The sequence below is a fragment of the Curtobacterium sp. 1310 genome, from assembly GCF_017834105.1.
GTDB lineage: Bacteria > Actinomycetota > Actinomycetes > Actinomycetales > Microbacteriaceae > Curtobacterium.
Genome location: NZ_JAFICY010000001.1, coordinates 866,833 through 893,423, shown reverse-complemented (window position 1 = coordinate 893,423; position 26,591 = coordinate 866,833). Strand labels below are relative to the sequence as shown.

Genomic DNA, 26,591 nt, shown 5'->3' with positions numbered 1-26,591 from the left:
TCTCTTGGTGCCCGTGCACCCTCCGGCAACAATGGGGTGTGATGAGCCGGTACGAGGGAGAGGTGTTCGTCGTCCGTCGCGAGGGTGTTCTCGTCGTTGAGCCCGACTGGTGGCGTCGCGCGACGAGATGCCGATGCTCCTCCGCAAACGTGGTTCGCGACCATCGACGACGGAACGGAAGGCCTGTCGCTGGCCGGCAACGGCAGCGTCGCCGCCGAGATCGAGCTCGTGCAGCCTGTTCCCGACAGTGGGTCGATCGGGTGGGTCGTGCGGTTTCTGCAAGCGGCCCCGACCTCCGTGTCAGCCAGGGCGGTCGTGGCCGATCGGCGGGACGACGCGATGGATCTCCTCGAGCTCGTGCCCGAGGGGTGGCAGTCCTACGAGGTGCGAGCGGGCGAGCTCGACTCGCACGGGTGGGAGGCGTTCGTCGGCACGCTGTTTCCGGTACCGGTGGAGGAGATCGACGCTGTGCTCGGGGCGGGCTGGGAGTAGCTGGTCCGGATCGAGCCGTGGCTCGTACCCCTCCGGACCGACGGTGGCGCTCGCGCTGCGACCTGAGCGGTGACGGACGGGAGGCGCGGTGCCAGCTGGCACCGCGCCTCCCGTCCGTCACGTGGTTCCGTCAATAGCTCGGCTGCGGTCAGCTCATTCGCGTGGAGGCGATGCCGCCGTCGACGTCGATGGTGCCGCCGGTGACGAACGCGGCGTGGTCGGAGACCACCCAGCGAACGGCGCGGGCGATCTCGACCGGCTGCACCGGGACGCCTGCCGGGGTGCCCTTCGTCATCGCGGCGAGGACGTCCGCCGAGTCGGCGTTGCCCGGGGTTGCCGTCGCGCCCGGGGCGACGGTGACGACGCGGATGCCGCGGTGCCCGTACTCGGCGGCCCAGGCGCGGGTGAGCTGTTCGACGGCTGCCTTCGTGGCGGGGTAGAGGGCCATGAAGGGGACGCCGACGCGGGCCATCCACGAGCCGATGTTCACGACGTGGCCGCTGCCTCGTTCGGCCATCGCCGGGGCGAGGGCCGCGACGAGGACGTGGGGTGCGCGGATGTTCGTGGCGAGGAGGGCATCGACGGTGTCGTCGTCGAGGGACTCGGTCGGGCCTCCCGGGTAGACGCCCGCGTTGTTGACGAGGACGTCGATGTGGCCGCCGAGCTGGGCCCGGGCCTCGGCGGCTAGGGCGCGGACCACGTTCGGCCCCTGCGACAGGTCGGCGGTGAGGGCGACGGCGCGCCCGCCCTGACGCTCCATGTCCTCGGCGACGGCGCGGGTGCGCTGCTCGTTCCGGCCGTGGACGGCGACGGTGAAGCCGGCGGCGGCGAGTTCGCGGGCGATGGCCTCGCCGATACCGCTCGAGGCGCCGGTGACGAGGGCGGTGCGGGATTCAGTCTGCGCGGTGGGTGTCGTGGTCATGGGTCGATGGTCCGGCGCGCTCGGCCGCCGCGGCTTGCCCGGATCCGCGAGGACCTTGCCGGATCCTGCAGCGGCGCCTACGCGTGCAGTCGCAGCGCTCGACGCGTGGGTAGCGTGGCGGTGTGGACGAGCGGATCGCGCAGCACCTCGACCGTGCGCGGCGACGGCGTCGGTACACGCAGCAGTGCCGGGGCTGGACCGGCAGGACGCGGTTGCTCGGGTGGGGTCGGCGCACCATGCCGAAACGCTCGGGCTGACGGTGTCGAAGGTCTACGAGCCGACCGGGCTGTTCGACCGGCGCTACGAGCCGTCGATGTCGGTCGTGCTGCGGGGGCGGAAGCGCTCGATCGTCGGGGACGACGACCAGGTGTGGGGCCGGGAGCGGTTCATCATCACGCCGGTGGACCTGCCGGTCGTCGCCGGGGTGGTGGACGCGGCGGGGGAGCAGGGCTTCGTCGCCGTGGTGTGGCGGCTCGACCCGGCGGTGGTCCGGGAGGTCGTCGCCTCGATGACGGCGCCGGCTGGTGCTGCGGCTGCGGCTGCTCCGGGTTCGTCGCCGTCCGGTGCGGTGTCGTCGTTGCCTCGGCTGGGGAGCTGGACGGAGCCGCTGGCCGACGCGTTCGCCCGGCTGGTCGGGCTGCTCGACGCACCGGAGGACATCCCCGTGCTCTTCCCGCTCGTGTCACGGGAGATCGTGCTGCGGTTGCTGCAGACGGAGCAGGCGCCGCGGATCACGGCGGCGCTCGACGGGACCGGGCCCTCAGTGGTCGCCGGAGCCACGGCGCTGCTGAACGGGCGGATGGCGGAGGGGTGGTCGATGGAGCGGCTCGCGCGCGAGCTCCGGGTCAGCGAGTCGACGTTGTTCGCCCGGTTCAAGGAGGCGACGGGGATGACGCCGGCGCAGTACCTCAAGCGGACGCGGTTGGGGGAGGCCCGGCGGCGGATGGTCGTGCACGGGGAAACTGCGGCGCGGGCTGCTGCTGCGGTGGGGTTCCGGAGTGCGTCGCACTTCTCGCGGGACTACCGGGAGGCGTACGGGAGGCCGCCGGCGGCGGATGCGGTGGTGGTGCGGGGGCAGTTGGCGGTTGCGGCCGCGGTGTAGCCGCGCCGGGTCGGCGGGGCGGACTGGAGGCGCGGGGCGGGGTGGTGGGGTGCCTCCCGTCCGGTGCGTGGTTCGGCGGATGCCGTCGCTGCGCGACCGCGCGTGTGCCGGGAGGTCAGCCGTGTTCACGGCCGGGGAGCGGGGCGCCGTCGAGGAACGCCTCGTAGTCGGCGCGGGCATCATCGTCGATGGTGGGGGCGCCGTGGCCGTACCGGGTGTCGCTGCGGTCACGCTTCGGTCCGGAGAGCCAGAACCACTCGTCGGTGTCGAGGTCGCGGAAGTTGGCGTCCCACGACTGCTCGCGGGCGAGCGTGCGTCCGTGGAAGTACGCGGTCTTCCAGGTCTTCGTGAAGCGCACGCGGCTGATCCAGGCGGGACCGGCGTCGAGGGCGTGGCCGGTCTTCAGCTGGACGTACATGATGCGCTCGGGCATGAGGGGAGCGTAGCGGCGTGTCTGGTCCGGACACTTATGCAGAGCGATCGCACGAATGAGGATTCGTACTTCGGAGTGCGATAGCGGCGCAGGGCTTGTGCGCATCGAGTTCCTGGGCGCTGCGATAGGAAGCGGGCCAGTGCGTTTCTACCGTCCGATACTGTGAGTGCAGATGAGGCTGGCTCATTGGCAGAGGAGGCGTGATTTGGGCGCGAACGCAGCGGACCCTGGCCGGCAATTCCGTGTCCTCAAGGACAACGGAGAAGCCTGGTTCATGAACTTCACGTCGCGAGGCGTGCAATGGGTGCGTGATAGCCGCCCGGGAGCCGCCAACGCGGCACCCGGCGGGAGTTTCGTGCCGAGGGGACCGTTCCCGTCGAACCCATTGATGACGATGAGCGCTGTTCTGGATGGCGCTGCGTCGATCGGGATGTGGTGGGAGACGAGACAGCTGCGACTGGCTAACGAGGCCGCAAACGAAGAGAGCAGAAGGATCGGCTGGCTCGAGGAGATGCTGGTCCGGTGGGGCGAGGTGCATCAAGATGGCGATGTGCTCGACCTGCGTGTGTCCGAGTACCTCGCTCGTGAGGCTCGCGAGACCTTGGCGGCTATCGGCGGAAACCGGAGGTTGGCCCTGCCGCAAACGCTGCTCTACGAACTTGAGCTTGTGCAGGAGTCGTTCCGGCCGTTCCGTGTCCTTCTCCTCGAACAGTTCGAGGAGCTGGTCAGCCAGAGCGAGATCGGACTCAACGCAGCACTTGAGGCCGCCCTTCCGGGGCGCGCGATCGACATGGCGTTCATTCGACAGCTCGGTGCGGACCCGTTGATCGAGCGAACGTCATCGAAGGCCTCGAACGAGTTCGGCCTGGAACTCGAGGCACTACTTCGACGTCCCGACGACTTCCTCGCTCGTATCCTCCCCGGGCAAGAGCGCGCGTCTCAAGACGAGCCGAGCGGAGGACGCCGGGGCTCTGTGTTCGAAACCCTCATCACGGTCTTGGCTCCGTCGGGGTTGCCGACGGATGGCAGGAGCGACTCGGCCGACCGTGCTGGGGCGTTCCGCGAGTTGTCGACTGTTCCTGCTGAAGTTGCGCGAGCCCGAGGACTTCACATGGCATGGACGGCAGTCACGACACTCTTCGCAGCTGCCAGCGGCAGTGACGTGCACGTCCGACTCGACTCGCGGAAGGTTCGATTCGACCTACGACCTGCGACTTCCCGCCTGCCGTTGGAGAGCCTGGCGAACGGCTGACGTCTTCGAGACTTCGTCGCGTCGTGGTATTTGCGGATCGAGAATCGCCCCCGACGGTCCTCAGACCAGGAGTAGCTCGTGACGGACCAACGACGGCAGGATGAGCGGCTGCTCGCGGCTCTTCGTCCTCTGGCGCAGCGGGACGATCCCGCACGCCGGCGGGATGAATCTACTGGCTTCCACGGCAACGTTCATAAATTTGCCGGGATGCTCCAACGGCCTCATTGTCTGGCTGTGCGCGACACAGCTAGCGATGACCGAACAGATCCCATGCCCTCCTGAGAGGCCCTGGATCTTCGTCCGAGCTACGCGCTCCGGAGGGAGCTCTGCGGTCCATCCAATCCGGCTTTCCTCTGGGCCTCAGCTTGCATGGCGAAGGAGAACGCCTAGGAGTTTCCGACTCTTTGAATCGACTCCTCGACGAACTGCGACATGACCGAGCCTAGGACGTCCGACTCGAGCGAGTACATATCGGCCCATGCCAAGCGACGGCGAACTCGTGCAGTGACGTCTCGGATGATCTCGCGCCGCCCTTCGCCGTCGGCTGTCCGAGAAACGACTGCGCGAGCGATGGCTCGAGCCAATCGCGGATCGCCACCAATCCGTCGTCGCTCGAAGAGCTGGTTGAGGTCGCTTTCGGTGAGCTCGGAAAGGAGCGCGAAGTCGTCCTCGAACACGATTGCCTGCCACCAAAGCCGGGACCACGTGTGACGATTGGGATCCGAAGCGACCCATCGCTCTTGGTTATCGGATCCGAACCGCCAGGACGTTACGTCCGGTAAAGCGACGAGCGCGAGGAATGACCAGATGTCTCGGGCGGCGGCCTCCGACCAGCTGAGATCCATATTCTCTCGAACTCGAGGGGCCGCAGCGCGGTCGAAGGCGATCCGCGCGGACGTGTCGCTCCGATGCGGGAAACCGAACTCTTCGGCGAGCCGCCGAATATCAGAGGCCATGAGCGCGACCTCACCGGGTGTAATGCGCCGTCCGCCAACGGGGGCGAAAAACTGTGCCGGGTGACTTCCCGCGGGTGTCAGCTGGCCTTGGCGCGCCTCGAGATACATGGCAGAAGCCACTGAGGCGGTTAACCTTGGCCATAACATACTCAAGTAAAGCTCCTGCCGTATCCGAGAGAGCGAACAACGCCACTTAGACGACTCCTGAAGTCGGACGCCGCTTCCGGGCCCTGGCCCGGAAGTGAGAGCCCCCTGCTTTCGATGTCATTGAGAATCGAAATGAGCACCGATCCGACGGTACCTGGTTCCCAGCCTTCACCGTCGAGAAGTTCGGATCGCGTTGCCAGTGCCGCTTCAGCGAGGACTCCGGCTACGCCTTCCTCCAGTGCGAACAACAATTGCCGGTCTGACGCGTCAGACGATAGCCGGGTAATCGCTCGGACAAGCTCCTCGTCGCGCTCGTTGATAAGCAGCTGAAAGACCCCGAGAAACGGTGCTTCGAGATCGCTGGAAACTTCGAGGAACCAGCTTGAATCGACGTCAAACGGAGTCGCCGCGAAATCTATCACGGCGACGGGGAACATCGCACCGTCGCCCTGAAGCGCAACCGTGGTGGTTGAATCCAGCAGAACCGATCCAGGTTCATTCGCTGCTGCGACGGCTCCGGCGCCCCCGACCTGTCCGAGGGCGAGCGTTGTGGTGATCTCGAGGACTCCTCCGATACGCCCCGGCGGGAGCGTCGCCTCTAGCGTTACGACGCCTTCGGTCACGAATGCACGATCTATCAGATCGGTCATCTGATTGCTGGAGCTCGACCAGGACGCAGTGACTACGAGCGTGGCACCGAATCCAAGCCCGGACTCGCTCACGACAGCTTCGCGGTCCACGTCGACCATTCGACGAACGTGCAGGGCGGTGTCGGTGTCCCAGGCCTCGATGACGTCTGGTAGCGCATGCCAGCCGTCGTCCGTGAAGAGCTGCCATTCCCCTAAACGCCAGCTGGCGGACGAAGGCACTCGAAACGGCTTGACTTCATGTGGCATCGTTCGACCTCCTGATGCTTACACGCACGACGGCATCCTCGACGTATGTTGCGTACACCCACCACTCGGAGTCGGCACCGGGTCCGAGCGTGATGGCGCTGCCTCCGACCGACGGCCCGCCATCAATGGGCCGCCACTCGAGTACAGCCGGCGTCCGCGCCCCGATAAACGACGCCGATTCGCGTCCGCCACCGTCGAGCACGACCGACGTCTCAGCACGCCAAACGCGATCGGATGCGCTACCTGGAATCGACACACGCATTACGACAAATGGACGGTCGCCGAACACCTGAAGGGCAGGACCTTCGAGGATTCGTGCGTTTTTGAGCGGGGCGCCTTCGCGACGCCGGCCAACTGCGGAGACAGGGCGGCTTGAGCTTCGGGTTGCGCCGCTAGCGGAGATGCCTGGGGTCAGTCGAGCGAGTCGCGCTGCGACAACCCCAAGTCCAGAGGTACCTCGCGCTTGTCCGCTGACGGCGACCCCAAATTTCTCCTCGAGTGCGCGACGGATGAAATGGCGCGCGTTCTGCACCACGCCCCGATTGGTGCCGCGCAAACCGGCCTCGACCCAGTCGTCGTGAGTTGGAGGCTCGGCCGCTGCAAAGTGTTCGTCGGATTCAGGGGAGGACCGAAATACTCCGCCGTAGGAAAAGACCGGATCGGGATGTTCGGGACCCGGAAGATAGTCGACAACCAGCTCGGCCTGACGCATGCGGGCAACGTGATGCGGAGCGCCGGCGAACGGCCGTGCCCGGTCAACGACTGAGGACGACGGCGCCTCGGCTGCACCGAGTTCCGTGGCGAGCCTCCCCACGTGACGCGGTGCTGACTTCCTCGCATGCAGCTCACCACCGTCCGATCGGACGATCCGAAGGGCCTCCGCGAACGGTCGAAGGTGGGGCACGCTCGAGGGATCTGGGATGTCAATTGAACGCCCATTGACTTCCACGGTGAATTGCATCGGCGCAAACCCTGCGTCAGATCGGATGATCTTGGGCCAAAGATTCCAAAGAATGGACGAGGCCAGGAACTCTCCGGCGTCGTCCAGCGAGCTACCATCGGAGTCCGAGGAGCCAAGCAGCGCTCCTACTACCACAATGTCGGTTCCAGTACGCCCGTCGGAGAAACCCGGCAGACCGAGTTCATTCGAGAGCGACTCCGCTTCGTCTCCAAGGATGGGGTCGGGAATACCATCATCGATGTTCCCCCACCAATGCCGGCCGGTGAAGCGCCGCTCCTCGCCGTTGTAGAAACTGGCGCCTAGAGCTGCTCCCATAAGTCGCCGCTCCGAAGCGGAACCGTCCCCGACGTGACTGTCCACGAGGATAGTCGACGCGCCGCTGAGCCGATAAAAGATGCCTTTTCCGAACCCGTAGGTGCCTCCACCAAGTTCACTGTCGCGGGCCTCTCCAACGTTACGCAGGAACTGAACGAAATCGCTCCTAGTCCCATTGGGTGCTTTCGACCCTGCTCGCACGGGTCCGCCAAGGCCACGAGTGTTCCGGTCTGAAACGGTCAAAATCACAGACTCGGGTCGTAGATTCTGAGCAAGGTTGGCGACAGCACCCCCCGCGGGGGCTGGCAGCATTCGGTCCGTCCAAGCGGACGCAAGGTCACCGAGGCGCGCCACGCGGACGGTGAAGTCCACGGTGTCCGTGCCTGCGCGGGCATCCCAGCTATTCTGCGCCGCTTCTCGCACGAGTACTGTCAATTCGTCGAGAGCGGGGCGGCCGAGCTGATTGATGATACCTTCCGCCGTCGCGGACCCCTCCTCGGCGAACGGCTGCGACCACCACTGAGCGCTCACTTGATCACAGCCCTAATCTCGTCCAGGTCGGTGGGTCGCATATGCGCTATGGCTACGGCGCGGTTGATATGGTACGAAAGGCGTGAAAGGCCATAAGGGACACCTGCATCGAGATCTCCTCCGATGATACGAGGGAAATCCGCTGTAACTTGTGCGATGAACAGCTGGCCGAACGATAATCGGATGTCATCGTCTTCCGACCTGTACCCGAGCCGGTCGACTTTGGCTCGAACGGTGCCAGGCGCTGCAATGGCCGCTTCGGCCTCGGCGAGGACGTCCGCTAGTCGCTCGCCGCCAGCGTCCTCGTATACCCCGGCGACAACGAGGTGTAGAGGCTTGCCGTCGACTTCGTCCAATTGATCGAAGCCGTGAATAACTATATGATCCGCATCGGCTCCGACGCCCTTAACCTCGATAGAGGCGGAGGCGAACTCAAAGTCGTGCGGGGCTGCCTCTGGACCCGTCCAGTTGTCGGCATCCGCCAGACCTTCCGAAGCGAGTGCTCGCAGGACGTTCAACTCCGCGAACAGCCCGACCCGCTGTTCCGGGCTCAGTCCACGGGATCGCACGGTTCGGAGGAGGCGCCTCCAACGACCGACCACCTGTGCGCTACGCTCGGCAGCCCTCCCTGCGCCGTCTTCGTCGAACGCTTCGAGGATGTCGGCACAAATTTGATCGAACTCTCGTCGCAGGGACGAGTCTCGGCAGGCAACGTCTACGTAGTCCATTGGTCCGAAGCCGAACGTTAGTGATCGCGAGCTTGTCGTGAGCGCCGAGTTCGGCTCGACGACGAGAACCGAGGCGTCGTCCCTGTGCGGGACGAGGAGATGCCGGTGCCCTTCTTTATCCACCGCAGCGCGTGGTCCTGATTCGCCCGCCTCAGAGCTGAGAACAAAGGATGACAGCTCGGCGCTGCTCGGTGGGACGAGGACCGCCCACCCGCGCGCGAGCGTCGACACTGAGCGCAAGTTGGCCGTCACGATTCATCGCCCTCCTCCAGGTAAAGGGCTGCCTGCAGATCTTCGCGCTGTTCGCCGTCCTCGTCCCAAGCGCTCCCAGTCGCCCCAGTGAGGTCTACGGCCATGTGTGTCACGTCGACCGTCGTGCCACCTCCGACGCTGCCAGGGAAGACGATGCCATATCCGATCACCGGAGCAACCGCAGCCATTGGTATCCGCGCTACGCTCCCACGCGCGGGCGCGACAGGCTCGCTGCGCGCATCGATTGGATACAGCACGAGCAAGCCGCGCGATCGATACTCGGTGTCGCGCTCGCGCTGCTGCACGAGCTCGTTCTCAGGCTTGGCAGCGTCGTAGCTCTCCCATGTTGTTAGATCGAGCACCCGGTCTCGTTTGCTCATGAGAGTCTTGATGTCGGCGATCGAGTCCACCCCCGTGTCGAGTCGCGATCGAATAACAGATCCGAACGCACGGCCGCCCAGCTGGAGAGTCGCCCCGGAGCTCTGGACAACGGCGACGGTCCATTTGTCAAGGGCTGGCTGGGCACTGTTCCGTTGCCCATCGATGTACCGAATAAGCTGACGAGGCTGTAGGTCGGCTGAATCCTCGTGCACGTTGTATCGTCGAATAAAAGCGACTATCAAGTGCGCAGGCACGTCACGGTAGAGATCGGCTGACCCGCGCTGCTCCGGCTCGCGTCCACCGGACGAGATATCCTGGATTAGATCGTCGGCGGCGGCGAGATTGTTTTCGAGCCAGCTGCGGTTCTCACGGAGGAAGTACCTGGTTTGGAGTCTCCGTCCGGCGTAGGACACCTTCGCGGGCGCCGCAGCGCCCATCTTCGCCGTGATCGCCAAAGAAGGGTGCGTCCTGATTCTTACGGCGACATCCGTTGGCCGAAGGTTCTGGCGCTGATACTGGTCGATGTCGTCGCGCATCTCCCGCTCGACTGTTGCCAGGTGACGGAACGCTCTTTCAAGTGCGTGTGTCATCCAGATTCGAGGCAGGTCCTCGTACCCGGGACGGAACCCAAACCACCGTGCCATCTGCAATAGCGTGTCATACGCCGACGCGGTGCGGACGAAAAAGCTGACGACCAGACCTTCGAGCGTCAGACCCCGGGAGAGGGTGTTGCCGCCGACCGCGATGGCGACCACAGGCCCAGACGAGTAGTCGAGCCGATCTACGCTTCGGTAGTTGTCAAGCACGACCCGTTGCGCTTCGAGAACGTCGCCGAGTTCGCGCAGCACAGACTCAAAGGAGTTCTGCTGCCGTCCATGCCAATTGGTCGAATCGACGCGCGTCGTCTCCCTGTCCCAGAGATCTCGGAGTGCTTCGATGAATCCCTCGTCACCTGCGCGAATCGAAGCGAGGGCCCGAGACCGCATATCTTCGAGGGGATCTCTGAAAGCTTCCTGCACGTCGATCTTCACGGAGGTGTGGATGAGCATGGTGCTGTGTGAGTGATCGCCCCGGGCGCGGCGTGCCGCGGTCGCGAGCCAAAACCAATTCACGGCATCGGTCAAGTCCTCCGTCATCGTAGGCGCGAATCCGGAGGCGTTGGCCTTCCCCGACGGTCGCAGCAGCTGCACATCCTCTTCGGGAACAATCCGCACCATATCGTAACCATCGGGAGCCGGGCCTTCGTATTCTCCCTCGACCACATCAGCTCCGAAGATCATCTCGGTTCCGAAGTACCCGTCCGGCCGGGGAAGATTGAGAATGAAGTCCTTCGGGTAGAGATCGGCCGATGCAGGGTCGATGAAGACGTTGGCGAACGGTGTTGCGGTATAACCGATGTAGGTGTTTCTTGGGAAAAGGGTGAGTAGGTCACGAATTAGAGGGTTGATTCGTCCGGTGGCGACCGACGCCTGATCCGCCTCGTCGTCGATGATGAGGACTCGAAGATCCTCGAGTGCCCCACGTGCTCCGTCAGCACTCAGCCATTTTATGAGTCGCTCAAGCACGGTCGCGTTCTTCTTTACGACGGCGAGTACAACCTTCTCCGTCGACTTGAGCAGGCTGACCGCATCGGAGGCCTGCGGCCCGAAGTCACGATCCTCGTCAGTCAACGTTATCCAGTGTTCGTTGTTTAGGCCCTTCAGCTGACTGTTCAAACGCGCCTGTGTTTGCTTTCGAAGGCCGTTGTGGATCCCCGAAAGCACGATAATGAACTTGTACTGCTCATCGGCAAGCTTAGCAATTACCGAGGTGAAATTCGTGGTCTTTCCGCTCTGAACGTAACCCACGACCAAACCTTTGGCCTGGTATCGCTGACGGTCTGGTCTCGGCGTGTGAGCGACCACTTTGTTAGCCGCTCTTTCCAAACCTTCAAGGCGTTCCGTGCTCCAACTCTGGTCGTTTCGGAAATGCTCTCGCAGAGGTGGCCAGAACATCGACCCATCCGACGAGCCCGAATACCACGATTCGTTGCCAGCTGCGACGATCGCCGGACCGCCGAGTTGTACGGTCTCTAGGTCGGCCTCGAACTGCTCCTTGTAGGTTGCCGCGAGCTCAGGGTCGCTGACTGCGGCGAACTTCGCGACGGCAGCGTCCAGCCCGAACTGCTTCGCCCAGGTTCCGAACAGTGGGTACAGGTCCACGATGACTCCTCCGTGATGCCAACGGTCCTTCCTAACATGAGGAGGCGTCGGTCTCGGCCATTCGACGCGCCTGCACCCGAAGTGGGGCCATGGTTGGCGGTACGCTCCCAAGCATGCGTCCTCCTCCACGCGACCAGGGGACAAGTTCGCGTCTTGCTCGGCAACGTCGACGCGACACCGAGATCGAGACCAGGATTCGCCGACTTCTGCACGCTCGCGGCCTGCGCTTCAGGCTCGTTGTGCCGGTTCCTGGCCGAGCGCGCAGGTCTATGGATGTCGCCTTCGCTCGCGAACGCGTCGCTGTCATGATCGATGGCTGTTTCTGGCATGCCTGTCCGATGCACCGAACGCTGCCTCGGACGAATCGCGATTGGTGGCAGAGCAAGCTCGCCACGAACGCGGCACGCGACCTGGACACGGGGCATGCGCTCGAGGTAGCGGGCTGGGCGGTGATCCGGGTTTGGGAACACGAGAACCCCGAGGCAGCGGCCGACGCGATCGAGGCGTTGGTGCTGGTTCGGCGCGCCGGCAGCAGCACCGTCAGCCGCTCGATCTAGGATCACCGCATGCCGGCTTTCGACCTCGTAGACCTCTTCGCTGGATGTGGGGGCATGACGCAAGGGTTCGTGGAGACTGAGCGCTACGCTCCGGTTGCGGCCGTCGAGATCGACGGGATGGCAGCGAAGACCTACGCCGCGAACTTCGGTGCTCATGTGTTCAGCGGCGACATCCGCGATTGGCTCCAAGGCGAACTGCCGGCTTCCGCCGACGTTGTGATCGGCGGGCCGCCATGCCAGGGTTTCTCGGCTCTCGGGAAGCAAAACCCGCTGGACCCGAGGAACCTGCTCTGGCGTGAATACGTACACGCTTTAGAACGCCTGCAGCCGACAGCGTTCATCATTGAGAACGTCCCTCAGTTCTTCCGCTCACCCCAGTTCGAGGATCTTAAGCACGAGGTGCGGCCGGGTGGTGGTCTCTCAAACTACGAGATTGAGCCCTTTGTTCTGAACGCTGCCGAGTACGGGGTGCCGCAGACCCGCAGACGAGTCTTCGTGATTGGCCGGAAGCGCGGTCTCTCGCCGCTCGGTCAGCCCCGCACGACCACCCACCGGGCCACTGTTGAGGACGCATTCGAGGGCTTGACGCGTAGGGTCGTCGACACGGAACTGCCGCGCGACAGGGCAATAGATCGAGGCCCCTACCGAACAACGGAGCTGCACTTGACTCGGAATCCCACCGACACGTCGCTTCGCCGGTACCGGGCCATTCCGCCCGGCGGAAATAGGAGAGACCTGCCTGACGAGTTGTCTACGCCAGGCTGGCGCAAGCACAAGACGGGCTCGGGCGATGTAATGGGCCGTCTCTGGCTCGACCGGCCATCAGTGACCATACGCACCGAGTTCTTCAAACCTGAGAAGGGACGTTACCTTCACCCAACAGAACATCGACCGATCACTCATTTCGAGGCTGCCCGCATACAAGGTTTCCCGGACAACTTTTCCTGGTACGGAAGTAAGACCGAGATAGCGAAGCAGATCGGAAACGCGGTGCCGGTCGGTCTCGCTCGGGCTATTGCGAGTCACATCCTGCCGTGGCTGGAACCGACCGTGTCTTCGCCGGTTCCGGACCTCAATTTTGCTCAAATTTCCAACTGAAGGTATCACTGAGCGGGCGGAAGCAGGAAGTCAGCACTGATGATCACCTCCGAAGCACCCGCGTCGGTGGCTCGACCTTGCCAAACTCCCTGCAAAGGCTGGCCCTAGGCTCTCCTCGCGGCAACTGACGAGGGGAAGCACATGCAGATCACCATCGACCGCCAGGTCCTCCTCAGCCCGAGTGACCTCAGCACGTGGGCGACCTGCGAGTGGGCGTTCCTCCGCCGCCTCGACGCCAAGCTCGGCCGCGGCGGCCCCCTGCCCGACGAGCACGACGACATGCTCGAGCGCACCGCCCGCCTCGGAGACCAGCACGAGCTCGACTACCTCGAGATCCTCAAGCAGACACGCGCCGTGGTCGAGTTCGAGCGACCGGCCCCGATCGACTACGCCAGAGCAGCAGCCGAAGCGCGAGACGCCTTCGCCACCGGCGCCGACGTCCTCTACCAACCGACCTTCCATGACCCGCCCACTCCCGACCGCCCGGGCTTCATCGGCTTCGCGGACTTCATCCTCCGCAACGACCAGGGCGCCTACGAGGTCTACGACACCAAGCTCGCCCGCCACGCCAAGATCAGCGCCCTGCTGCAGCTCGCCGCCTACGCCGAGCAGATGCACGCCCACGGCATCCCCACCGGCAAGCAGGTCCACCTCGTCCTCGGCGACCGCACGACGACCACGCACGAGCTGGCCGACATCGCCCCGGTGTACCGCACGCAGCGCGCTGAGCTCGAGCGGGTCGTCGCCGAGCGGATGCATGAGCACGAGGAACTGCAGTGGGGCGACCCTCGCTACTCCAGCTGCGGCCGTTGCACGATCTGCCAGACCCAGGTGCAGCAGCACCGCGACCTGGTCCTCGTCGCCGGCATGCGCCTCGACCAGCGGACGAAGCTGATCCGGCAGGGGGTGCGGACGATCGACGACCTGGCGGACCGCACCGCCGCCGTGCCCGGCATGTCGCGGTCGACGCAAGAGAGGCTGGTACGGCAGGCGCGCCTCCAGACCGAGACCGAAGCCGAGCAGAACCGAGCGGCCGCACCCAACGCGAGCGACGCAAGCAACCACAAGACCAAGCCGCGCTTCGAACTCCACGACCCCCGCGCCCTCGACGCGATCCCCGCACCCGACCACGGCGACGTCTTCTTCGACTTCGAGGGCGACCCACTGCACACCGAGGACGGCGTCCACTGGGGCCTCGACTACCTGTTCGGCCTGGTCGACGACCGCGCCGACTTCACCGCCTTCTGGGCGCACACGATCCGCGACGAGCGGCAGGCGCTGGTCAACTTCCTCGCCTTCGTCAAGGAACGCCGCGCGCAGCACCCGGGCATGCACGTCTACCACTACGCCGCGTACGAGCGGACGCACCTGCTGTCCCTCGCCGCCCGGCACGGCGTGGGGGAGGACGACGTCGACGACCTGCTCCGCGCCGGCGTCCTCGTCGACCTGTACCCGATCGTCCGCAAGGCCATGGTGGTCGGCAGCCACAGCTACTCGATCAAGAAGCTCGAGCCGCTGTACATGGGCGATGACCTCCGCCTCAGTGACGTGACGAACGCCGCCGACAGCATCACCGCCTACGTCGAGGCGATCGAGGAACTCCGCAACGGCGACCCCGCGACCGGCCAGCGCATGCTCGACCAGGTCGCCGACTACAACGCCTACGACTGCCGCTCGACCCTGCGGCTCCGCGATTGGCTGCTGTCGCTCCGGCCGCCGCAGACCGAGCCGGCGACCGACGAGGCCGAACTCCTGCCGCCGATCCCCGTCGAGCGCGAGCCGAACCCCGTGTACACGGCACTCGCCGCGCAGATCGCGGACGTCGACCCCCTCGACCGCGACGCCGACCAGACCGCCCTGGCGCTCGCCGCCGCCGCGATCGACTACCACCGCCGCGAGGCCAAGACCTTCTGGCAGGACCACTTCGACCGCCTCCGCAACCCCGTCGACGACTGGGCCGACACCCGCGACGTCCTCGTCGTCGAGCGCGCCTCCGTCGAGCGGGACTGGGACACGCTGCCGCGTGCCCGTTCGCAGTCGCGCGAGATCCGCCTGTCCGGGACCCTCGCGCCCGGTTCGCGCATCCGGCCGGGAGGCACGCCCCACCTCGTCTACGACGACCCACTCCCGCCGTCGGTCACCGTTCCGGCGCCGGGTTCGAAGGGCGCGTCGGCTCGCGCGGCCGTGCTGGAAACGGCCGACAACGGCGATGCGTTCGAGGTCCTGGTGAAGGAGAGCCTGCCGGTCGGCGGCGGGGAGCCCCACCACGACTTCCCGGTCGCCCTCGCACCGGCTGCTCCGCCGCGGGCGAAGCCGCAGCCCGAGGCGATCGCCGAGTGGGGGCAGGAGGTCCTCGACGCCCTGCCGGCGATGCTGCCGGATCCCGCGCTCGACCTGCTGCGCCGGGTCCCGCCGCGGGGTGCACTCGCCCCGGTCGCCGGTGACGACACCGTCTCCGCGGTCGTCACGACGCTGCTCGGGCTCGACCGGTCGTACCTGGCGATCCAGGGCCCTCCCGGCACGGGCAAGACCTACGTCGGGTCGAACGTCGTCGCTCGGCTCGTCCGGGAGCACGGCTGGCGCGTCGGGGTCGTCGGCCAGTCTCACGCGACGTCCGAGAACTTCCTGTCGTCGGTCGTTCGCGCCGGAGTGGCCGCCGACCGCGTGGTGAAGGTGCCGAAGTCCGGCGCGACCGAGGACGAGCTCGAGGCCGCCGCGTGGACCCCGGTGAAGAACAACGCCGCCGTCGCGGCCTTCTTGTCGTCATGCGCCGAGACCGGCACCGGTGGAGTCGTCGGCGGCACCGCGTGGACCTTCGCGAACGAGGGCACGATCCCGCGCCGCTCCCTCGACCTGCTCGTGGTCGACGAGGCCGGGCAGTTCTCGCTCGCCCCGACCATCGCGTCGTCGATCGCCGCGCAGCGCCTGCTCCTGCTCGGTGACCCGCAGCAGCTGCCCCAGGTGTCGCAGGGGTCGCACCCGGAGCCGGTCGACCAATCGGCGCTCGGGTGGCTGGCCGATGGCGAGCACGTGCTCCCGCCGGAGTTCGGCTACTTCCTCGCACACACCCGCCGCATGGAGCCCGCGCTGACAGCATCGGTCTCGGGGCTGTCGTACGACGGGCAGCTGACGTCGATCGTGAGTGGTCGGCACCTCGACGACCTCGACCCCGGTGTCCACCCCGTGCCGGTCGTGCACAGCGGGAACACGACGTCGTCGGAGGAAGAGGCCGCACGGGTCGTCGAGCTCGCCCAGAGCCTGATCGGTCGCCGGTGGGTCGACGGCGAGGTGACTCGGCCGTTGACGGACGAGGACGTGATCGTCGTCGCGCCCTACAACGCGCAGGGAGCGCTGATCCGCGAGGCCCTCGACCGCGCCGGACTCCGCGGGACCCAGGTCGGCACGGTCGACATGTTCCAGGGGCGCGAGGCCGTGGTGTCCATCACGTCGCTCGCGGCATCGAGCGCGGCGGACATCCCGCGCGGACTCGACTTCCTGCTCATGCCGAACCGGCTCAACGTGGCGCTGTCCCGGGCGCAGTGGGCGGCGTACCTCGTCTACTCGCCGGCGCTCACCACGGGGTTGCCGCCGTCGATCAGCGGGTTGGCCCTGCTGTCCCGGTTCATCGAGCTGGTCGCACCTCGTCCGTAGCTCTATCAGACGAAGAAATCTTCGTCGAGTTCGACTGTGGTGTAGGTGTCCTTCGCCTGCACGCCAACGCCGTACTTGATCATCAGCGTTGCGAGACGTTCCGCATCTATGAGGATGATCCTCGATTGCACCGCACGCGCGTACTCCTTCGCGCCGGTCGAGAATCCGCTCGTCGTGATGAAGACGCCGCGGCTGGCGCCTACGCCATGAAGGGCGCCGACGAAAGCCTGGATGGCTTCACGCTGAACGTTGCTTGCCAGCGCATATCGCTTTGCCTGAATGTAGATCTGTTCCAGTCCGAGCGGGTCTTGGTCGATGACTCCATCGACTCCACCATCTCCAGTCCCGCCGATGCGACGACCGCGCTGCTCGGCTCCGCCGTATCCCATCGCGAGGAGCAACGCGACGACCGCTTCCTCGAAGAAATCCGGATGGCTGTTCCGGAGGCGTTCGAGTAGTGCGTCGCCGACCTCTGTATGGATACGGGCGATTCCGTGCTCGATCTGATCGACAGGGTCAAGGTCGTTGATAGGAGTGGTCGGTTCGACCAGCGCTTGAGCGGAGCCTGACGCTGAGGACCGTTTTGATGCGGCCCTCTGATTGTCTTCTTCCCAAAACGGCGCCAGTAGCTCGCGGGCGCTGGAGTAGTCGAGGCCTTGTGGGTTCGTGTTGAGCCACTCGAGGCCAGCGGGTGTGATCTGGTAGTGCGCACGCTCTGGACGCTTCACCCACCCCGCTTTACTGAGGTGGCTCAGGACCCATCCGACACGATGCTGATACCGAAGCTGCCCAGATTGCAGAGTCTCTTCGAGCGCTGACTCTGAGAGGCCGGCCCGCCGGGCAGCGGCCCGAGCAAGATCCTTCCTGTGGAAGACGTCCCCTGCTCGAAGCTCCTCGAGCACGGGAACGACCAGCGCTGGCCAGATCGGGACCTCGTCGACCCCTGCCGCCGCAATTACATCTGACAAATCTTCCCCTTCATCGAGCACGAGTGTAGCTGTGATGAGCCGAGGCGACTGATGTCGGTGCAGGGCTGGAAAGGCTCGATGTGAATTGGCCAAGATCGCGACGGGGGGGCTCAGCCGACCTGGACGGTTCCGACTGCGGAGCTGTATGTCACGACCGAGCCATGCTGTACCCCCACGAGCGTGACTGACCACGCGGTGCGGTCCGCTGCGACCGAGTAGAGCACCCGAGTGCCCTCGGGCAGCGAGGCGAGCCCGGTCCCGTCGATGAGCGTGAGCCTGCTCGGCTGCTCGGCGATGACGAGCTCTGTCGGGTAGGCGCCCGAGGGGAAGCGCTGGCGCATGACGTACGACAGCGTGCCAGCGCTCTGCATCAGGGCGTTGCGTTCGCCATCGACGGTCAGAGCTCCCGACGGCTGCTCGCTGGATGCCTCGGGAACTGCAGTTGGATCAGTTGCGGGAGGAGGCGCGGCCGTGCCGGTGTCGGACTCGGCGACCGCTGGAAGGTCCTGGCCGTCACCGGCTGCGGCTTGGTCTGCTGAGTCGCCGGCGACACCGCTGACAGAGGGTCCGAGGTTCGTCGTCGATGTCAACGCCGGGAGCGAGAGCGCGGGCAGCTGAACCCCCACACTGACCAGCCCGAACGCCAGCAGGGCGTAGAGCATCAGTGCAGAGCCGACCGCGCCGAGGACGATCCCGACCCGGCCGAACGCCCTCGAGACGACCGAGCCCCATCGGGCGCGACGGACTGCTTGGACACCGCAGGCGATCGCTGTCACGCCGATCGTGCTGATGATGAAGCCCGACGGCACGCCCTGGTGCTGCGGCTCCACGAGCGCGAGGACGACACTCCCCAGGCCGAGCAGCATCGACAGGGTCGCGAAGGCCCACGGGCGGGTGCGCCGCGTTGTGCAGTCCGTTGCGGAGGCAGCGGCGAGGAGCGGAGACGGCGCGTACAGCGGCGGCATCCCTCGCCGTGTTCGCGTCGGTGGGGTCGACGGCTCGCTCGGCGACCAGTCTCGCGGTCCGGGTCCACCAAACGGCACGTGCGCCCCCTCGGTCCGGCACCCCTCCCATGGTGCCGATCGGGCCGATCCTGAAGAATCCCCAGAACTGGGTCCGTCCAGTGGTCAGGAGCGGACAGCCACGCCACTACGATCACGATTCGGCGCGTGACGGTTTCGGTGCGCAAAGGGCGGGGATCGCGAACCGCGATCGTCAGCCGCGGATCGCGGTGAGCAGGTCCGCCGAGCCTGCCCCGGACGCGCAGGCCGGGCCAGCCGTGGCCTAGCCCTGGGTGGAGTCCTCGGCCTCAGTGTCGTCGTCGCCGGGGATCTCGCCGCGCATCTGCGCCCGGATTCCCGCGAGCACGTCGGCGTGCAGGAAGTTGGCGTCCTCGGCGCTGGTCGGGTCGACGACGATGCCGAACTCCTCGGGCACCGCGGTCACGAGTTCGGCCATGCGGACCGGGCGGGCCTCGGTGCCGGGGACGCCCTCGGTGAGTTCGGCGGGGTCGGTGAACACCGGGACGAAGGGCAGGTCGCGGATCATCACGTGCGCGATGCTCCCGCCCTCGGGGTCGCCCGCGGGCTTCCACGGCACCCACGCGGCACTGCCGAGGAACCCTTGCGCCGACGACGCCATGCGGCGCCGCAGGGCTCCGGCGGGTGACTCGGTCCTGCCGGCACCGGGGCCGAACGCCGACCCGCTCGTGTCGTTGCTGCTCATGGGGTTCCCTCCGCCGTGGTGTGCCCGGCCATGCTCCCACGTGGTGCGGGCGGAACCGAATGCGGCACCGTCACAGCCAGCTCCCCACCGGACGCGAGCGGCGTTGCGGGGGTGAGGCGTGCCTCCAGACCGACGACGGCGCCCGACCCACGAGGTGGGCCGGGCGCCGGACGGACCACGCTCAGTACTTGGCCGACTGCCCGCCGTCGATCGGGACGACCGTCGCGTTGACGTACGAGGCGTCGTCGGACAGCAGGAAGGCGACGACGGCGGCGATCTCGGGGGCCTCACCGTAGCGCTTCGTGGGGTTGACCTGGATGAACTCCTCGGCGGCCTTCCGCGGGTTCTCCGCGTCGATCTGCTTCATCGAGTTCTCGACCATCGGCGTCCAGATCGCACCGGGGGCGATGGCGTTGATGCGGATGCCGTACTGGCCGTACTCCACGGCGGAGTTGCGGGTGAGGCCGACGACACCGTGCTTGGCGGCCGCGTAGCCGGACTGGTTGCCGATGCCGCGGATGCCACCGACGCTCGCGGTGTTCACGACCATGCCCGAGCCCTGCTCGCGCATGATGCGCAGCACCTTCTCGAGCCCGAGGAACACGCCACGCAGGTTGATCGACACGACCTTGTCGAACTCGGCGGCGGTGAAGGACTCGGTGGGGTTCTGCTTGCCCTCGATGCCGGCGTTGTTGAAGAAGCCGTCGATGCGGCCGAAACGCTCGGTGGTGGCGGTGACGTAGGCGTCGACCTGGGCCTCGTCGGCGACGTCTGCGACGGTGGTGAGCACCTGGGCGTCGGGGGTCGCTTCGAGGATGGCGGCCTTCGTGGCCTCGAGTCCCTCGCTGGAGACGTCGACGAGCGACAGCTGCGCGCCCTCGGCGGCCAGGCGGACGGCGGTCGCGCGGCCGAGGCCGGAGCCGCCGCCGGTGATGAGGACGACGCGGTCGGTGAAGCGGGTGGTGGATGTCATGGATGGCCTCCTGCGGTCTTCGACGATGAAGGGCTCGGGTCCAGCGGTGGGTCGACGAGTCCGTTCGATGCATCTGCATCGATAGCTCTAGGCTACACCTGTCGTTTTGCTCGGTCGGTCAGTCGCTCAGCAGCGCGCGAGAACCCGCTCCATCGCGTCGCGCTCCGCGGGCGCCACCCAGAGCCGGTAGGTCGTCTTCACCGTGATCTGGTGCTCGACGTAGGTGCAGCGGAACGCCGTGTCCGCGGGCAGCCACGTCGCCGCGTCGCCCGAGCGCTTCTGCGCGTTCGAGTGGCCGTCGACGGCGAACAGGTTTGCGGGGTCGTTCGCCAGGGCTTCGCGCTGCTCCTGCGTCAGCTGCTGTGCGCCGGTGCGCCAGGCGTTCTCGAGCGCGACGACGTGGTCGATCTGCACGAGGGCCGAGGTCCGGTTCCCGCGGACGAAGTCCACCCGCTCGCCGGTGTACGGGGAGACCAGCGTGCCGCGCAGGACCTTGCAGGGCCCCTGCCGCTCGATGTCCGTCAGGTCGCGGGCGAGCACGTCGTTCCGGGTGTCGCAGCCGTTGTGGTCGACGTCGAGCCAGGCGGTGCCGAAGCGGGCCTCGCGGTCGTAGCCGGTCGCGGCGGCCTTGCCCTTCACGGGCAGGGCAGCGAGCTCGCGGCGGGCGGTCGCGGCTGCGGTCGCGTCGGTCGGGCTGGTCGGCTCGGTCGGGCTGGGCGCCTCGGTCGCCTCGGTCGGGCTGGTCGGCTCGGTCGCGTCGACGGTCGGCCGGGAGGCGCCGCCCGCCTCGGCCCCACCGCCCGCGTCGGCCGTCGGTGCGGTGGTGATCGTCGGTGCGGCCGTCGACGAGGACGTCCCGTCCGCGGCGGCGTCGGCGTCCGCGTCGGTCACGCCGGTGGTGTGCAGCAGCCAGCCGGCGAGGGCGACCACCGCGACGAGGCCGAGCGACGTCAGCGATGCCCGAGCCCTGCGGCGCGAGGAGGTGGAACGGGCGGAACGCGGACGGCGTCGACGGGACGTCATGGGGAGGCCTTCGGTGGTGCGGTGGAGCGGGCCCGGGTGGACCGTCCACGATCATCCCGTGCGGCACCGACGAACCAGGGCGTAGACACGGGGCATGACCGATCACGCGAACCCCTCCGTGCCCGTCACCGGTGGATCGATGCCGCTCATCGGCTTCGGCACCTGGCAGATCCCCGACGCCGACGCTCCCGCCGCCGTGGGCGCTGCGCTCGAGGCCGGCTACCGCCACATCGACACCGCCACGGGCTACTCGAACCAGCGCGGCGTGGGGAAGGCGCTCGCCGACGCCGGCCTGGCCCGCGACGACGTCTTCGTCACCACGAAGCTCCCGCCGGACAACGCCGACCGGGTGCGCCAGACCATCGAGGAGAGCCTCGAGCAGCTCGGGCTCGACCACCTCGACCTGTGGCTCGTGCACTGGCCGCCGAACGGCGAGGCCCGACCCGACGTGTGGGAGCAGGTCGTCCAGGCGCAGGCCGACGGGCTGACCCGGGCGGTGGGCGTGAGCAACTACTCGCTCGCGCAGATCGACGAGCTGACCGACGCGACCGGGACGACCCCGGCCGTGAACCAGATCCGGTGGAGCCCCGCCGAGTACGACGCCGAGGTCGCCGCGGGGCTGCACGAACGTGGCGTGGTGCTCGAGGGCTACAGCCCGTTCAAGGCGAGCAACCTGCAGGACCCGACGCTCGTCGAGATCGCGGAGGCGCACGACGCCGACAGCGCGCAGGTCATCGTCGCGTGGCACGTGGCGCACGGGTTCGTCGTGATCCCGAAGTCGTCCAACCCGGAGCGCATCCGGTCGAACGCGCTCGGGGCGCACCTCGAGTTGACCGCCGACGAGGTGTCGCGGATCGACGGTCTCGCCGGCTGACCCGGTCGCGACGGCGGGCTCAGGTCGGGAACGGCCAGGGCCCGCCGTCGTCGTCGGGCTCGGCGAGGTCGAGTCCCTCGGCCTGGGCGATGCGGCGGAGCTTCCGGTCGAAGGTGGCGAGCTGGCCGTGCACGGCCTGCGCCGTGACGAGGACGACCGCGTCCGGCATGCCGAGCCGGCGGCTGGCGCGAATGTCCGCCGCCCGGCGTGCGGTACAGCCCGTGACCGGGACGACCGACACGCCGAGTCGTTCGATGGTGCCGCGCTCACGGTCGGCGTGCCCACGGGACGCCGGTCGCACGAGCATCTCGGCGAGGGTCAGGGCCGAGGTGCAGAACTCGTCCCACGCGTGGTCCTCGACCAGGTCGTACGCCCGCTCGTGCAGGCCGTCGCCCTCGTCGAGCAGCGCGATCACGACGTTCGCGTCGAGGACCATCACCGTGCCGGTCGCCTCCGCCGATGCCCCTCGGACGCGCTCGACCAGACGCCTCGGCTGCCGCCGAAGGAGCCGCCGAGCGTGACCTCGGCGCCGTTGCGCAGCCGGAAGGTGGACGTCGCCGTGGTGCCGTTGCGCCGGACCACTCCTGTTCGCGGCGGCGCGGGATCGGCGTGGGACTCGAGATCGGCGTGCGGCTCGACGTCCGGTCCAGCTCCAGCTGGAGTCGGTGTCAGCAGGCTCGCGACGGGGATCTGCGGAGCGGGACGGGGCTGGGCGGAGCGGCTGGTCTCGACGAACATGCGGCGACGGTACCGACGCGGGCGTCCGGACGCGAAGGAGTTCGTATGTCGCGGCTCAGGTGAGCAGCGAGCGGATGTCCTCGGCGGTCAGGTCGTCGGCGAACAGGGCGTCGTCGTCGATCATGGTCGCGAAGAGTTCGGCCTTCTTGGCGGCGAGGGCGAGGACCTTCTCCTCGATGGTGTCCTCGGCGATGAAGCGCTGCACGTTCACGGAGCGGGTCTGCCCGATGCGGTGCGTCCGGTCGACCGCCTGGGACTCGGCGGCCGGGTTCCACCAGGGATCGAGCACGAAGACGGTGTCCGCCTCGGTCAGCGTCAGCCCGAAGCCGCCGGCCTTGAGGGAGATGAGGAACGCCGGTGCCGCGCCGGTCCGGAAGCGGTCGATGACCTGCGGGCGCTTCCGGGTCGAGCCGTCGAGGTACTCGTACCCGATGCCTCGGGCGTCGAGTGCCTCGGCGACCATGCGCAGGAACGTGGTGAACTGGCTGAAGACCAGGGCGCGGCGGCCCTCGGCGGCGAGCTGCTCGAGCTCGTCGAGCAGCAGGTCGAGCTTCGCCGAGGGGATGGGATCCGCACCGGCGGCGACGTCGTCGTCGGCGTCGTGGTCCGTCTGCTGCACGAGCGCCGGCGACAGGGCGAGCATCCGGAGGAGGGTCAGCGACCGGAAGACGATCATCCGGTTGCGCGCCAGGTCGTCGATGAGGTCGAGGACCTTCAGGCGCTCCCGGTTGAGGGTCCGCTCGTACAGCGCGCGGTGCGCGGGGTCGAGCGTCACCCGGACGACCTGCTCCTGCTTCGGCGGCAGGTCGGCGGCGACGCTCTCCTTCGTCCGGCGGAGCATGAGCGGTCGGATCCGACGCCGGAGCCGGTCGGTGAGCTCCTTGCGGGCGTCCCCGCGCAGGTCGGGGGAGCCGAGCGGCTTGACGTAGTCGTCGCCGAACCGGGACCACGACGACAGCAGCCCGGGCGCGACGACGTGGAACAGCGCCCAGAGGTCGGTCAGCCCGTTCTCGAGCGGGGTCCCCGTGACGGCGAACTTCACCGGCGCGGGCAGCTCGGCGGCGACCCGGTGCGTCTGCGACTGCGGGTTCTTCACGAACTGCGCCTCGTCGAGCACGAGCGCCGACCAGGACACCCCGGTGTACTCGGCGGCGTCGAGTCGGAGCAGTGCGTACGAGGTCACGACGACGTCGGACTCCGCCGCCGCTCGGGCGACCCGGGCGTGGTCCTTGAGCGAGGTCGCGGTGACGGCGGTCACCCGCAGGGAGGGGGTGAAGCGGGCTGCCTCGTCCGCCCAGTTGCCGACGACCGAGGTCGGCGCGACGACGAGGAACGGCGGAGCGTCGGGCTCGGACCGGCGGGCGGCGGCGATCATGGACAGCACCTGCAGGGTCTTGCCGAGGCCCATGTCGTCGGCGAGCACCCCGCCGATGCCGTGCTCCCGCAGGAACCGGAGCCAGGCGTAGCCGGCGTGCTGGTAGGGGCGGAGCTCGGCGTGCACGGTGTCCGGCACGGGGACCTCGTCCTGTGGTGCGGCGTCGAGCAGACCCGCTGCGATCCGCTGCCAGCGCTCGTCGTGCTCGGTCTCGTCGGCCAGCTGGTCGAACTCCGACCACAGTCCGGCCTGCAACGGGGTCACCGTCAGGGCCTGGTCGGGTTCCCACTCGTCGAGCTCGCGCGCTTCCTCGATGAGTTCCTTGAGCCGGTCGAACGTCGGGTCGGCCAGCGACAGGTACGACCCGTCGATGAGCTTCATGCGGCGGTCACGCTTCGCCAGCGCCCGGAGCAGCGGGGTGAACGGGATCTGCCGCCCGTTCACGGTGACGAAGATGCCGAGGTCGAACCAGTCGTGCTTCTCGGACGGCATCGTCGTGACGCGGATGTGCGGTCGCCCGGTCAGCCGCTCGTGGTCGCCGGGCTCGCCCTGCACGACCGTCCGGACACCGAGTGCGGGCAGGGCCGGCAGGAGTTCGGTCGCGAAGACGGCGACGTCTGCACCGTCGACCGTGCCGTCCTCGAACCAGGCGAGACCGCCGCCGGGGCCGGTCGTCTCGGACTCGTCGGCCGCGTGCAGCCCGGTCAGGTCGGGGAGCGGACCGTGCAGGGTGACCGGGTCCTTCCGCCCGTCGACGTGCCACCGCCACTGCAGGTGCAGGCGGTCGTCGGTCCGGGGTGCCCGGGCGGGTTCGAACGTCGCCGTCAGGACGAGCTCGGGCGGTGTCCGCTCGGGGAGTTCGACCGAGCCGTCGGAGCTGACGAGACCGAGCGCGCCGCGGAGCCGCGGCGACCAGTCGGCCAGGAACTCGTCGACGGCATCGGACGGCACGGTGATGCGCGCGCCCTCGACGAGCATGCGGCGCTGGTCCTCGGGGACCGGAACCGGGGTCGGGGCGAGGGTGACGTGGAACTCGGGGCTCTCGCGGAAGGCGTAGACACCGTGGTCGCCGATCGTGCGCGCCGAGCCGTCGGGTACCGGGCGCCCGTCGACGACCGCACTCGCACCGATGACGAGCGCGCCGTCGTGCCGGGCCGCGTCGAGGAGCACGCGCCCGTCGCCGCCGAGGACCGCGCCGCCCTCGCGCTTGCCCGTCACGAAGGCGATCCCGAGTCCGGCTGCCTGCCGGAGCAGCGGCCAGAGCAGGGGGCTGCCGAAGTCGTCGAGGTGCACCCAGTCGCTCTCGCCGGGGAGCCCCGCGAGCTGCCCGGCGCGGTGCAGCGCGGAGAACTGCAGGAACCAGGCGTGCTGTTCGGGCGCGATGCCGAGCCGGTTCATCGAGTAGGGGAGCGTGCCCCAGGTGAGCTGCCCTCGGACCCAGTTGCCGGCGGCGCTGCGGGTCACCGGGCGGACGCCGAGCCGCACGCTGCGGGCACGGGACGGCAGCGCCCGGCCGGCGGCGCGCGCACGGGAGGCGAGTGCGGCGGGGACCGCGTCGCGCAACTCGAACTGCAGACCCGTGGGGGTGCCCTGCGGGGCGACCGCCCGGTCGTCGTCACCGGCGAGGCGGGCGAGGTCGAGCCTCCAGTCCGGGGCAGGCGGTGGGGCGAGGGGAGCCGCTGCTCGGGGTTCGGCGGCGAGGGCACGCGCGTTGATGGTGAGGAGCGCGGCGGCGACGTGCTTGCAGTCGCCGCCGAGGGGGCAGGAACACGTGCTGCGGACGGGGCGGACGAACTCGCCGCGGGCGACGGTGGTCTCGACGCGGAGCTCGTAGGGGTCGTCGGCGGAGCCGGAGACGGTCGCGGTGACCGTGCCGTCGTCGTCGTGCCAGGTGGCGTCCTCGACCAGGCCCGCGCGGACCACGTCGCGCGCGCGGCCGAAGGTCTGCGGCCCGACGAACCGGATGACGTCGACGGCGTCGATCATCGGGGCGGCGGGCACGGGTCCATCGTGCCAGGCGCCACCGACCTCCGCTGCTGG

At 67.7% G+C, this 26,591-nt stretch carries 22 protein-coding genes; 7 read left to right on the top strand and 15 right to left on the bottom strand.

All coding sequences use genetic code 11. From position 1 onward, the window contains the following. The first annotated feature begins 84 nt into the window (after positions 1 to 84). On the top strand, positions 85 to 492 hold the full coding sequence (locus JOD95_RS04105; RefSeq protein ID WP_209683244.1) for a hypothetical protein: 408 nt from the start codon (positions 85 to 87) through the stop codon (positions 490 to 492). Positions 493 to 640: 148 nt separating this feature from the next. Here JOD95_RS04105 and JOD95_RS04100 read toward each other — a convergent pair whose 3' ends face one another. Continuing rightward, positions 641 to 1,414 carry an SDR family NAD(P)-dependent oxidoreductase gene (locus tag JOD95_RS04100; protein ID WP_209683241.1) on the bottom strand — a complete coding sequence of 258 codons (774 nt, stop codon included), beginning with the start codon at positions 1,412 to 1,414 and terminating at the stop codon, positions 641 to 643. Between the two features lie 259 nt (positions 1,415 to 1,673). Here JOD95_RS04100 and JOD95_RS04095 point away from each other — a divergent pair, with 259 nt between their 5' ends. Continuing rightward, the gene (locus JOD95_RS04095) at positions 1,674 to 2,516 is read left to right on the top strand and encodes an AraC family transcriptional regulator (RefSeq protein ID WP_307810365.1); all 843 of its coding nucleotides are present in this window, start codon (positions 1,674 to 1,676) and stop codon (positions 2,514 to 2,516) included. A gap of 115 nt (positions 2,517 to 2,631) precedes the next feature. On the opposite strand, the gene JOD95_RS04090 is transcribed toward JOD95_RS04095, so the two are convergent. After that, complete coding sequence (locus JOD95_RS04090; protein WP_209683236.1) at positions 2,632 to 2,949, bottom strand: hypothetical protein; 318 nt, start codon at positions 2,947 to 2,949, stop codon at positions 2,632 to 2,634. Positions 2,950 to 3,337: 388 nt separating this feature from the next. Between JOD95_RS04090 and JOD95_RS04085 the strand changes: the two genes are divergently transcribed. Next, positions 3,338 to 4,201: a hypothetical protein gene (locus tag JOD95_RS04085; protein WP_209683232.1), complete on the top strand. Its 864-nt coding sequence runs from the start codon at positions 3,338 to 3,340 to the stop codon at positions 4,199 to 4,201. Between the two features lie 60 nt (positions 4,202 to 4,261). On the opposite strand, the gene JOD95_RS16615 is transcribed toward JOD95_RS04085, so the two are convergent. The 6 genes from JOD95_RS16615 to JOD95_RS04060 form a co-directional block, all read right to left on the bottom strand. After that, the gene (locus JOD95_RS16615; RefSeq protein ID WP_280914583.1) at positions 4,262 to 4,384 is read right to left on the bottom strand and encodes a hypothetical protein; all 123 of its coding nucleotides are present in this window, start codon (positions 4,382 to 4,384) and stop codon (positions 4,262 to 4,264) included. Between the two features lie 203 nt (positions 4,385 to 4,587). Next, positions 4,588 to 5,265, bottom strand: coding sequence for a DUF6339 family protein (locus JOD95_RS04080; RefSeq protein ID WP_209683229.1), 678 nt, complete (start codon positions 5,263 to 5,265; stop codon positions 4,588 to 4,590). A 41-nt stretch (positions 5,266 to 5,306) separates the two neighbouring features. Beyond that, the gene (locus tag JOD95_RS04075; RefSeq protein WP_209683227.1) at positions 5,307 to 6,200 is read right to left on the bottom strand and encodes a hypothetical protein; all 894 of its coding nucleotides are present in this window, start codon (positions 6,198 to 6,200) and stop codon (positions 5,307 to 5,309) included. Next, on the bottom strand, positions 6,190 to 7,521 hold the full coding sequence (locus JOD95_RS04070; protein ID WP_209683225.1) for a hypothetical protein: 1,332 nt from the start codon (positions 7,519 to 7,521) through the stop codon (positions 6,190 to 6,192). The genes JOD95_RS04075 and JOD95_RS04070 overlap by 11 nt, the downstream gene beginning before the upstream one ends. 482 nt (positions 7,522 to 8,003) lie before the next feature. Next, on the bottom strand, positions 8,004 to 8,987 hold the full coding sequence (locus tag JOD95_RS04065) for a PD-(D/E)XK motif protein (RefSeq protein ID WP_209683223.1): 984 nt from the start codon (positions 8,985 to 8,987) through the stop codon (positions 8,004 to 8,006). Next, positions 8,984 to 11,569: a Z1 domain-containing protein gene (locus JOD95_RS04060; protein ID WP_209683222.1), complete on the bottom strand. Its 2,586-nt coding sequence runs from the start codon at positions 11,567 to 11,569 to the stop codon at positions 8,984 to 8,986. The genes JOD95_RS04065 and JOD95_RS04060 overlap by 4 nt, the downstream gene beginning before the upstream one ends. An 89-nt stretch (positions 11,570 to 11,658) precedes the next feature. Here JOD95_RS04060 and JOD95_RS04055 point away from each other — a divergent pair, with 89 nt between their 5' ends. The 3 genes from JOD95_RS04055 to JOD95_RS04045 all read left to right on the top strand — a co-directional run bounded on the left by JOD95_RS04055 (position 11,659) and on the right by JOD95_RS04045 (position 16,875). Then, positions 11,659 to 12,126, top strand: a complete 468-nt coding sequence (locus JOD95_RS04055; RefSeq protein WP_307810364.1) for a very short patch repair endonuclease — start codon at positions 11,659 to 11,661, stop codon at positions 12,124 to 12,126. Positions 12,127 to 12,135: 9 nt separating this feature from the next. Continuing rightward, positions 12,136 to 13,224, top strand: coding sequence for a DNA cytosine methyltransferase (locus tag JOD95_RS04050; RefSeq protein WP_209683218.1), 1,089 nt, complete (start codon positions 12,136 to 12,138; stop codon positions 13,222 to 13,224). A gap of 141 nt (positions 13,225 to 13,365) precedes the next feature. Continuing rightward, positions 13,366 to 16,875: a TM0106 family RecB-like putative nuclease gene (locus JOD95_RS04045; protein WP_209683216.1), complete on the top strand. Its 3,510-nt coding sequence runs from the start codon at positions 13,366 to 13,368 to the stop codon at positions 16,873 to 16,875. A 5-nt stretch (positions 16,876 to 16,880) separates the two neighbouring features. Here JOD95_RS04045 and JOD95_RS04040 read toward each other — a convergent pair whose 3' ends face one another. From JOD95_RS04040 to JOD95_RS04020, 5 genes are all read right to left on the bottom strand, one after another. Further along, positions 16,881 to 17,864 (bottom strand): restriction endonuclease, encoded by a 984-nt coding sequence (locus tag JOD95_RS04040; protein ID WP_307810363.1) that lies wholly within the window; start codon positions 17,862 to 17,864, stop codon positions 16,881 to 16,883. An 89-nt stretch (positions 17,865 to 17,953) separates the two neighbouring features. After that, positions 17,954 to 18,619 (bottom strand): hypothetical protein, encoded by a 666-nt coding sequence (locus JOD95_RS04035; protein WP_209683213.1) that lies wholly within the window; start codon positions 18,617 to 18,619, stop codon positions 17,954 to 17,956. A 508-nt stretch (positions 18,620 to 19,127) separates the two neighbouring features. Further along, on the bottom strand, positions 19,128 to 19,568 hold the full coding sequence (locus tag JOD95_RS04030; protein ID WP_209683211.1) for an SseB family protein: 441 nt from the start codon (positions 19,566 to 19,568) through the stop codon (positions 19,128 to 19,130). A gap of 181 nt (positions 19,569 to 19,749) precedes the next feature. After that, positions 19,750 to 20,541 (bottom strand): SDR family oxidoreductase, encoded by a 792-nt coding sequence (locus JOD95_RS04025; protein ID WP_209683208.1) that lies wholly within the window; start codon positions 20,539 to 20,541, stop codon positions 19,750 to 19,752. A 126-nt stretch (positions 20,542 to 20,667) separates the two neighbouring features. Continuing rightward, a complete protein-coding gene (locus JOD95_RS04020; protein WP_209683206.1) occupies positions 20,668 to 21,564 on the bottom strand; it encodes an HNH endonuclease family protein in 897 nt (298 codons plus the stop codon). Positions 21,565 to 21,658: 94 nt separating this feature from the next. Between JOD95_RS04020 and JOD95_RS04015 the strand changes: the two genes are divergently transcribed. Beyond that, positions 21,659 to 22,438 (top strand): aldo/keto reductase, encoded by a 780-nt coding sequence (locus JOD95_RS04015; RefSeq protein WP_209683204.1) that lies wholly within the window; start codon positions 21,659 to 21,661, stop codon positions 22,436 to 22,438. Positions 22,439 to 22,457: 19 nt separating this feature from the next. Here JOD95_RS04015 and JOD95_RS04010 read toward each other — a convergent pair whose 3' ends face one another. Continuing rightward, the gene (locus JOD95_RS04010) at positions 22,458 to 22,874 is read right to left on the bottom strand and encodes a PIN domain-containing protein (protein WP_209683202.1); all 417 of its coding nucleotides are present in this window, start codon (positions 22,872 to 22,874) and stop codon (positions 22,458 to 22,460) included. A gap of 357 nt (positions 22,875 to 23,231) precedes the next feature. Then, positions 23,232 to 26,552 (bottom strand): DEAD/DEAH box helicase, encoded by a 3,321-nt coding sequence (locus tag JOD95_RS04005; protein WP_209683200.1) that lies wholly within the window; start codon positions 26,550 to 26,552, stop codon positions 23,232 to 23,234. Positions 26,553 to 26,591 lie beyond the last annotated feature (39 nt).